Annotated in this window: 10 protein-coding genes; 4 read left to right on the top strand and 6 right to left on the bottom strand. The window is 47.9% G+C overall.

Going from position 1 to position 9768, the window contains the following annotated elements:
• Positions 1 to 203: 203 nt before the first annotated feature.
• Positions 204 to 662: an aspartate carbamoyltransferase regulatory subunit gene (pyrI, locus tag CRG49_RS10985; RefSeq protein WP_095502330.1), complete on the bottom strand. Its 459-nt coding sequence runs from the start codon at positions 660 to 662 to the stop codon at positions 204 to 206.
• Between the two features lie 10 nt (positions 663 to 672).
• Complete coding sequence (pyrB, locus tag CRG49_RS10980) at positions 673 to 1593, bottom strand: aspartate carbamoyltransferase (protein ID WP_095502331.1); 921 nt, start codon at positions 1591 to 1593, stop codon at positions 673 to 675.
• Between the two features lie 346 nt (positions 1594 to 1939).
• Between pyrB and CRG49_RS10975 the strand changes: the two genes are divergently transcribed.
• Complete coding sequence (locus tag CRG49_RS10975; RefSeq protein WP_095502332.1) at positions 1940 to 2269, top strand: hypothetical protein; 330 nt, start codon at positions 1940 to 1942, stop codon at positions 2267 to 2269.
• 38 nt (positions 2270 to 2307) lie between these two features.
• Here the strand turns inward: CRG49_RS10975 and CRG49_RS10970 are convergent, their stop codons facing one another.
• A complete protein-coding gene (locus CRG49_RS10970) occupies positions 2308 to 3612 on the bottom strand; it encodes an ammonium transporter (RefSeq protein ID WP_095502333.1) in 1305 nt (434 codons plus the stop codon).
• A gap of 63 nt (positions 3613 to 3675) precedes the next feature.
• Complete coding sequence (locus tag CRG49_RS10965; RefSeq protein WP_095502334.1) at positions 3676 to 4014, bottom strand: P-II family nitrogen regulator; 339 nt, start codon at positions 4012 to 4014, stop codon at positions 3676 to 3678.
• A gap of 380 nt (positions 4015 to 4394) precedes the next feature.
• On the opposite strand from CRG49_RS10965, the gene CRG49_RS10960 reads away from it, so the two are divergent.
• The gene (locus CRG49_RS10960) at positions 4395 to 5225 is read left to right on the top strand and encodes a GNAT family N-acetyltransferase (RefSeq protein WP_095502335.1); all 831 of its coding nucleotides are present in this window, start codon (positions 4395 to 4397) and stop codon (positions 5223 to 5225) included.
• Between the two features lie 69 nt (positions 5226 to 5294).
• The gene (locus tag CRG49_RS13375) at positions 5295 to 5432 is read left to right on the top strand and encodes a hypothetical protein (RefSeq protein ID WP_195690072.1); all 138 of its coding nucleotides are present in this window, start codon (positions 5295 to 5297) and stop codon (positions 5430 to 5432) included.
• 119 nt (positions 5433 to 5551) lie between these two features.
• On the opposite strand, the gene CRG49_RS10955 is transcribed toward CRG49_RS13375, so the two are convergent.
• A complete protein-coding gene (locus CRG49_RS10955; protein WP_369832040.1) occupies positions 5552 to 6964 on the bottom strand; it encodes an OmpP1/FadL family transporter in 1413 nt (470 codons plus the stop codon).
• A gap of 227 nt (positions 6965 to 7191) precedes the next feature.
• Entirely contained in the window at positions 7192 to 8664 is a 1473-nt protein-coding gene (gene pyk, locus CRG49_RS10950; RefSeq protein WP_095502337.1) for a pyruvate kinase, read from the bottom strand.
• Positions 8665 to 8961: 297 nt separating this feature from the next.
• Here pyk and CRG49_RS10945 point away from each other — a divergent pair, with 297 nt between their 5' ends.
• Positions 8962 to 9450 carry a hypothetical protein gene (locus CRG49_RS10945; protein WP_095502338.1) on the top strand — a complete coding sequence of 163 codons (489 nt, stop codon included), beginning with the start codon at positions 8962 to 8964 and terminating at the stop codon, positions 9448 to 9450.
• Positions 9451 to 9768 lie beyond the last annotated feature (318 nt).

Below are 9768 nucleotides of genomic sequence, written 5' to 3'. Positions count from 1 at the left end.
CCGCCGACCGAGAAAGACATTGGACTATGAGACACCGGGTGATCTGTTTTCAGCAGCCCTTGCCAATGGCATTTGAGCGTTGCACTTGAAATGCGAATGTAAGGGCCTTTATTCTAACAGACTATCTGTTTATGATTTAAGCATTTATGCCATGCGGTCGTTTTTTTAGAATAATTGCCGAGTATGGCTGAAAGCCGCTTGTCTTAGGCTTCGGCCACCGATTCGCGCGAGAAGGTTTTTTCGCAATAATGGCATTTCAAACGTGTTTGGCCATTGTGGGTGCGCACATAGAAACGGCTTTTTACCGGCTCGCCGTGGCTGGCGCAATTGGTGTTCGGGCAGCGGAACACTTCGCTGATTTCAGACGGCATGGTCAAGTGGCGTTTTGATACCACCTTAAAATCTTCAATCACATTCACCACCGCTTCGGGCGCAAACAAAGCCAAGCGGTTGGCGGCGGTGTCGTCCAGCCACACGCCGGTGATTTTGATGATGTCTTTACTGCCCTGTGTCTTACTCGGCAGGTTGAAGCCCACGGTGACCGCGCTGCCGTAATGCAGCAATTTAAACTGGCGCAAAATCGCCAAGCCTTTGCCGGCGGGAATGTGGTCGATAACCGTGCCGTTTTGAATCGCTTCGACGCTGTATTGTTTTTTTTCCATTGCGCGCTCCTTACACTTCTTCGTTCAATACCAGCGACAAAATCGCCATGCGTGCATACACGCCGTTGGTGGCCTGTTCAAAATAATAGGCATGCGGCGTGGCATCGACATTTGGGTGGATTTCATCGACGCGCGGCAAAGGATGCAACACGCGCAAATTGGGTTTGGCGTTGGCCAGCATTGATGCGTCCAAATTGAATTTGCCTTGGATTTTGGCAAATTCCTGCTCGTCGAAACGCTCGCGCTGCACGCGGGTCATGTAGAGAATATCCGCCCACTCAACCGCTTCTTCCAAAGTGGCAAAAATCTGATGCGTGCAACCGGCTTCGTCCAATTCTTCGGTGATGTATTCCGGCATGGCCAAGCTCGGCGGCGACACAAACGCAAATTCACAGCCCCAACGCTTCAAGGCTTGGCACAAAGAATGCACGGTGCGGCCATATTTCAAATCGCCGCACATGGCCACTTTCAAGCCATTCAGACGGCCTTGTGTTTCAAAAATCGTTACCAAATCAAGCAAAGTTTGGCTTGGGTGTTGGTTGGTGCCATCGCCCGCATTAATCACCGGCACAGCGGAAAACTCGGCCAACACGCGCGCAGCACCGTCTTTTGGATGGCGTTGGATAATCGCATCGGTGTAGCTGGAAATAATGCGCGCCGTGTCCGCCAACGTTTCGCCTTTTTTCGCACTGGTATTGGCACCATCGGCAAAACCGATGACCTTACCGCCCAAACGCTGTACGGCGGTTTCAAAAGACAAACGCGTGCGCGTGGACGGCTCGAAAAAGCACGACCCGATTAATTTGCCTTCCAGCAAATCACTGCGCGGCTCGGCTTTGAGTTTCAAGGCGGTGTTGAGCAGCAATTCCAGCTGCGGCGTGGTCAAATCGGCGATGGAAATGACGTTTTGACGATAAAGCGGATTGGGCATGGGATTTCCTTTTTCCAATGTCAAGATGGCGCGGCACACGATAATAAGCGGCTGAAATGTCCATAAAAAAACCCGCCGTGCGGGAAAATGGAAACAATCAGGCCGCCGCGAAAGCAGCAATCGCAAAGCAGTCAACTGAAAGCAGTGTGTTCATGGTGCGCCGTTACATGCGGAGGGTTCAGACGGCCTTATTATCGCATATCCCCAGCCTGTGTGCACAGATTCACCATGGCTTTTCAAGGTGTTTTTTCAGACGGCCTGATTCGCATCAAGCAGGCCGTCTGAAATGGCAAAAACCTGCGGTTTTACTCTATAATCGGTTTTTATGTTTCCCCAAGGAAAAACGATGCGTTTCCGTTTTCTGCTGCCATTGGCACTCGTCCTGACCCTCACCGCCTGCTCGCAAGAAGCGGCCAAATCCTACACCGACAACGAAGAATTTTACACCGGTTTTCGTGAAGGCTTTATCAAAAGCAGCACCCAATCCTGCTTGGATTCTGCCGGCGGCGACACAGCCGAAATCAAAGCCTTATGTGAATGCGCCAGCCTGAAGCTGGCCGATTCGATTACCCGCGAAGAAATAAAAAATGCGTCTATCGGCACACCGCTGCCAAATATCGAAGCCCGCACACAAGCCGCGGTGAATGCGTGTCGTGAAATGAAACCTGTTCAATAATATAAAAGGCCGTCTGAATTTCAGACGGCCTTTCTTAATTATTCAACACGTTCACCGTGAATGGTCAAATCCAAGCCTTCGCGTTCGGTGTCTCTATCGACACGCAAGCCGCCACAGATTTTGCCGACGATTTTCAAAATCACCCAGCTCATCACGCCGCTGTACACAATGGTGGTCAAGGCATCTTTGGTTTGAATCCACACTTGCGAACCAATGGTCGCATCGCCGCCGAAGATTTGGTTGTCGAACACCAAGCCGGTTAAGATTGCGCCAACAATGCCGCCAAAACCGTGAATACCGAAGGCATCAAGCGAATCGTCATAGCCCAGTTTGCGCTTAATCACTGCTACAGCCACATAACACGCTATTGCCGTCACCACACCGATAATGATCGCACCGCCGGTTGCCACAAAACCTGCAGCCGGAGTAATGCCGACCAAACCGGCCACCGCGCCCGAAGCCAGACCCAGCGCGGAAGGTTTGTGTCCGGCCAGTTTTTCACAAATCAGCCAAGTGATGGCACCGAATGCGGTCGAAATTTGTGTCACCGCCATCGCCATGCCTGCCGAAGCATTGGCTGCCACCGCCGAACCGGCATTGAAACCAAACCAGCCAAACCACAACATCGCCGCGCCGATTAAGGTCAAAGCCATATTGTGCGGCGGCATGGCTTCGCGGCCATAGCCCACGCGTTTGCCCAACACCAACGCTACTACCAAGCCGGCCACACCGGCATTGATGTGCACCACTGTGCCGCCCGCGTAATCAAACACGCCGCCTTCACTCATAAAGCCGCCGCCCCATACCCAATGCGCGGTCGGCACATACACCAGCAGAAACCATATGCCGGAAAACAGCATCATCGCCGAATATTTCATGCGCTCGGCAAACGCGCCGGTGATGATGGCAGTGGAAATGATGGCAAACGTCATTTGGAAAAACATAAACACCGTTTCCGGAATCGAGCCTGCATTTGGCGATACGGTCACCATCTCTTTGGCCATGTCCATGTTCATGCCGTTTAGAAACAACCGATCAAAGCCGCCGATAAAAGCATTGCCCGGCGTAAACGCCAACGAATAACCGGCCACCACCCACAATACGCTGATTAAAGCCGCGATGGAAAAACTGTGCATCATGGTAGAGAGCAGGTTTTTCTTGCGCACCATGCCGCCGTAAAACAAAGCCAAGCCGGGCAGCGTCATAAACAGCACCAAAGCCGCCGCCATCATCACCCAAGCCGTATCACCCGAATCGATGGCGCTGAACGGTTGCCACCAATCCAAATTGTGCGCCATCGCACCTGCGGGTAAAAAACCCGCCATCCATGCCGATTTTTTCATGTTCTCTGTCCTTTTCTTCTTCTCAATGATTTGCTGCATGCCGTCTGAACAATGTTTGCGGTTTCAGACGGCCTCGTTACCGGTTTCTCCTGTGCGGATACGAATCACCTGCTCGACCGCTTCAACAAAAATCTTGCCATCACCGACTTTACCCGTGCGCGCCGTTTCCAAAATCATGTCAACGATTTGGCCAACCCGTTCGTCTTCCGCCACGATTTCCACTTTCACCTTGGGCATGAAATCCACCGCATATTCCGCCCCGCGATACACTTCGGTATGCCCTTTTTGGCGGCCGAAGCCTTTCACCTCACTGACCGTCATGCCGTGTACACCGATGTTGCTGAGCGCTTCACGCATATCGTCCAATTTAAAAGGTTTGATCATTGCCGTAATTTTTTTCATCTCGCCTCCAAGATTGTCAACAATTTAACGTAATTAAACATTACACTCATTTAACCTAAGATGCAATATATTGTTGACAATTGTACAAATAAAATTATCCCCTCGCCCGTAAAATATAAGTTAAGAATTTGTTTTTATTTAAAATAAAAATAATAACAAGAAACGGTCTGCTAAAAAATAAAGAAAATTATGAAATTTATATGAAAAATAAAGCCATACTATGGTTTAAATTCCTTGATTTTTTTCTGCTCGCCGTCTGAAGTTTGATCCCACACAACCAAATCTTATTGATTTTGTAAAAATTTTTTACCGCAATGTTTTGAAGAAAAGCCGCTTAGTCAGTTATAATTCGTGAAGAACCACTCTTTCAGGAAGACACCATGTTAGTTTGCAATCCTTACGAAGTTGTCATTCATGGCACCACCAGCTCCGGCCGCGTTTTCCGCCCGAGCGACTGGTCGGAACGTTTGTGCGGTATTCTGTCTTCGTTCGACAAAGACAACCGCTTGTCTTACTCGAAATGGGTACGGCCGATTTTGGTGGATAAAGTACGCTGCGTGGCGGTGGATAAAGAACTGGAAACCATCAATCCGCCGATGTTCCGCTTTCTGATGGATTTCGCTTCCGATAACGATTTACGCATCATTGACTGCAAAGCCTTACTGGAAGAACAAGCCGCGCAAAACAACCCTGATGAAAAAGTGATGCTGGCGCAGGCGATTGAAGAGAAACACGCCGCCGAATCCCAACGTGAAGCTACCGCTACCGACAACAGCGTGTTGCGCGAAATCATGCCGGATGAAACCGCCACTGCCTTTGCTGCCTTAAGCATGTTGCGCGCCAACCTGACCGACATCAACCGCTTTGTCGAACAAGTTAATCAGCAACAACGCCCAGCCGGTTACCGCCTGTTCGGTATTTTTGAAGAAGGCAAACACAATGCCGTGGCCGTGGTCGGTTTTCATGAAACCTACAATCTGGCCAGCGGCCATCATATTCACATCGACGACATCGTTACCATGCCGCAAAGCCGCCGCAAAGGTTATGCTTCACGCCTGTTGGATGAAGTGCGCAAAATCGGCGGCAAAGTCGGTGCAACCAAAATCCACCTAAATGTGCATGTCAGCCAAGACCGCGTGAATGCGCACCGCCTGTATTTCAAAAACGGTTTTGAAATCAGCGCCTATCATTTCCGCAGCGACGCCAAATAAACACAAAGGCCGTCTGAACTTTCAGACGGCCTTTTAGCTAAAATCACATTGAATCATAAAGGAAAAAACATGAAAACTTTTCTCACCATCGGCTTGGCTTTACTGCTCTCTGCCTGTGCCGGTGGCTTATCGGGCAACAGCAGCTCGGAAATGTATGGCGAAATCAAAACAGGCGTGGAAACTACACACACACGCATCGGCAATTAATCTTTTGCGTGTTTCCAGCAGATTTGAAATGAGATAACGATAAAACAAGCCGTCTGAAAAGAATTTTTCCTTTTCAGACGGCTTGTTTGTATTACCAGCACAATTAGTTTATTCCAATCTTAGCGGAATTTATAGCTGTATTGCACACCTAAAATATTGGCATAATTGTTGAATTTCGCCGTTGCCGCGCCTTTGCTGTCGACATTGTCACCAGTTGACGCTGCTGCATTAAAACTGGTGTCATTGATGTGGATATGGCTGTAGGCCACGTCGAAGACATGGTTTTTGCGGTATTGGTATTTGGCACCCACCGAATACCAAATGCGGTTGCCGTCAGGCAAGGTATTCAAGCGGCTTTCGGCACCACGTACCGGGCTTTGATCAAAGGCGATACCGGCACGCAGTTGTAAAGGCTCGCTGTATTGGTATGAACCGCCGATGGCCACTTTGTAGGTGTTGCGCCAGTTTGGGGTGATGATGGTGCGGTCGGATTTGTTGCCGCCGCCAATGTTTTTGGTGTTTTCAAAGACCAGTTCGGCTTTGTTGAAGCGGCTGTGGCGCGTCCAAGTCACATCACCAAACAGGTTCAGCTTATCGGTGGCTTTATACATGCCGTGCACCGACAAAGATTCAGGCGTCACGATTTTAACTGAGGCTTTTTCATGTGGCACATAGCCACGGCCCTCCAATGGCGTACCGGCATTGAGTGAAGTCGGCTGGCCAATAACCGCACCATAAAGCGATTGACCGCCCAATACAGGATTTGGCGTACTGACAGCCGCTCCATCAGCATACCAATCAGCCGTACCTTTAAGCGTATGGCTAACTTTCGAACGGTAATTCACACCGACACGAGTACGGTCATTCACATCCCACATCCACGCCAATTGGTAGCCAAAGCCCCAGTCTTTGCCTTTTACTTCAGCATGGCCATCGGCGTGGCCGGTAGCATCGAATCCTGCTTTCTCACTCACCCCTCCACTGGCATCCCAGTCAGCATATTTACGCAATTCCGCAGTCGAATATTGAGCAATCGCACCGACACCAATCGAATGTTGCGGATGGAATTGATAGGCCACCACCGGCTCAACGGCAATGGTGGTCAAGCCTAATTGGTTTAAATGATGGCGCAATACCGAATCTTTACTGTATTCGGTTGACGAGCCAAACGGCACATACATGCCCACACCGACGGTGACATCATCATTCACTTTATAAGCGCCGTAAACATGCGGGGCAATCACAATATCGTCGGTGATTTTGCCACCGGTTTCACCGTTTACCTTACCGCCACGGCGATAAGTCGCTTCGGCATCACTGTATTTGATGTGTGGCGCCACGGCATTGATGGTAGCGGTAATTTCATGGTTTTCCAGCTTAGTCAAACCGGCCGGATTGTAGAAAATGGTGGAGGCATCAGCCGCTTCGGCAGCGGCGGCATTGGCCGTGCTTTGGGCGGTTACCGATTGGGTACCGAAATGATAGCCGGAAGCTTGGGCGGCGGTGGCTGCAAATGCCAGGGCCACGCCCAAGCTGATTTTTTCAAAGACTTTTCCATAATGAATATCGTATCGTAAAACATAAAAAAGGCCGTCTGAAACGACCGTGTACTTAAATTAGTGTATCTGCTCGATTTTATAATAGCTTATGCGCGAATAACAGTTTTTTCTACATTTTGTCTATCTATCGATTACATTGTGTTACTTTTATGCAAAACACAAAAAAAGCAGGCTGAAACAGCCTGCTTTCGGGCATAAAGTTACTTCACTTGCAACACTTCCAGCATATTGGTCGAACCAGATTCACGCATTTTCGAACCGCTGGTGATGATGTATTGATCACCAGATTTCAAAATATTGTGCTCGATTAAGGTGGCTTCCACTTCGTTCAGGGCGGTATTGTGGTCGGTGCTGGTTGCCAAAATCATCGGACGCACACCACGATACATGGCCATGCGGCGCTGTGCCGAAATGCTTGGGGTCAACGCAAAAATCGGCAATTGGATATTGTGACGGCTGATTTCAAAAGCAGTCGAACCGCTTTCGGTCAAAGCTACAATCGCTTTGGCATGCACAGCGCGCGCCACGCTGACCGCACCGGTGGCAATTGCCAAGTTGGTGCTGACGGCTTCTTTTTCTTCAATCACTTCAGAAACGCCGTTCAACGAATCTTGCTCTTTTTCCGCCGCGGCACAAATCATCGCCATTTGGGTCACGGTTTCAAACGGATACGCACCTACTGCGGTTTCTGCCGAACACATCACGGCATCAGTACCATCCAATACGGCATTGGCCACATCACTCACTTCGGCGCGGGTTGGTACCGGATTGGTGATCATGCTTTCCATCATTTGAGTAGCAGTAATGCTGAAACGGCGCAATTCACGCGCACGGCGAATCATGCGTTTTTGCAGTGCAGGCACCGCCGCATGGCCAACTTCTACCGCCAAATCACCACGTGCTACCATAATGCCATCTGAAGCGAGAATAATTTCATCCAAGTTTTCAATCGCTTCCACGCGTTCGATTTTTGATACCAAGCCCGGACGAACTGCATTGCTACCCTGCATTTCTTCTTCCACTTTGGCACGGGCAAGATGCAAATCTTCAGCCGATTTAACAAAGCTGATGGCTAAATAATCGCAACCAATGGCAATGGCGGTTTTCAAATCGCGGAAATCTTTTTCGGTTAACGCACCGGCCGACAAACCGCCACCCGGCTTATTGATGCCTTTGTTGCTTTTTAATACATGACTATTAGCCACAGTTGTAATAATTTTACTTCCTTCAACTGAATCCACGGTCAACGTCAATAAGCCATCATCCAACCACAATACATCACCCGGCTTCACATCATTCGGTAAATCACGGTAATCCAAACCCACCGCTTCACGCGTACCTTCTTCTTCCAGCGCCGCATCCAAAACCAGTTTTTCACCCTGATTCAACTGAATGCTGCCACCGGCAATTTTACCTACACGGATTTTAGGCCCTTGCAAGTCGGCTAAAATCGCAATTTCTTGTCCGGAACGTTTGGCTGCCTCACGCACAATGCGCGCATTTTCTTGATGAAATTCTGCGGTGCCATGGCTGAAATTAAAACGAACGACATTCAAGCCACCCACACGAATCATGTCTTCAAGCAATTGAACATCATTACTACCGGGGCCCAAGGTGGCCACAATTTTAGTATTGTGGCTGATACGGGTTAAGTCACGTTTGACGGTATTCATTGACATCCTTTCTGGTAAGCCTACTGTTATTAAGAAACAAATTGTAACCTGAAATTCTTTTATTTTGGTATAAAATTACAGAATTTGTGATTCAAACCAAACTTTTAGTAATCTTTTTCAATCTTGCCATCGCAAAGTAAAATTTATAGCCTGCTGCAACGGCATACTTTTATCAAATAGCACATAAACCATTATAGTTTGTCACTTAATACATATTTTTTACATGGGCAAATAGCCAAATTTGTACTGAATAATGTATTATATTTTTGTAATTTATACATTAATTTTTCATCAATAATGAACCGCTTACTTACCTCTCTCCCGATTTGGATTATTCTAGCAGACATGATTTACGGCCTCGGTTTAAATATTTCCCAAAGCATGAATCGTCAATCCAGCCAAGCACAAACCGACACCGTTACACCCGATATTGCTTTCAGCAGCCTGCAGGTTGTCTCCAATGGCGGGATGATTCTCATCATTGGCTTTGGCTTAATCGTTCTATTACAACTCAACCGAACCGTATTACAAAAAAAAATCTTACCCATCGGCATTTTCAGAACATTAGGGCTGATTGCCGTATTAGCGTTTAGTCTGCCCTCGCTATGGGAGTGGTTTTGGGCAATCACATCGCTTTTATCCGGCGATAATGTATTCAATTTTAACAATATCCGCTATTTAATCAGCGCCCTATGCTTACCGGCCATTGCTTTACTTTGCTTATATCGCTTATTTGGTTGGTATCGCTTACATAAAGCTTTACCTGCACCGAGCGCCCAAACCTAACATGAAGCGCAGAAGCTTAAAAAATCAGCATAAATATTTGTTCATAGAGACAGTGACTTGCTGAATAGTTTTTATGCAAAAAGCCGTCTGAAACAATGATTTCAGACGGCTTTTTGTATTGCTAAAATAATAATAGTGCGATAGTCATGATGATCACGTTATCTCTAACGATATTCTTTAAGTCAAACAAACCTATTTGAATATAAGCGATTAACGATGGGGCTTAGGAAGCAAAATCATCAAAAAACCTGATAAGCTCCTAATATGAAACTAAAAAATAAGTATCAAAAGTTCAGCAAAATTTCAGAGCAAAAGTTT

The organism is Neisseria sp. N95_16 (assembly GCF_002551535.2).
Lineage (GTDB): Bacteria > Pseudomonadota > Gammaproteobacteria > Burkholderiales > Neisseriaceae > Neisseria > Neisseria brasiliensis.
This window is presented reverse-complemented; position numbering and strand designations above follow the sequence as displayed.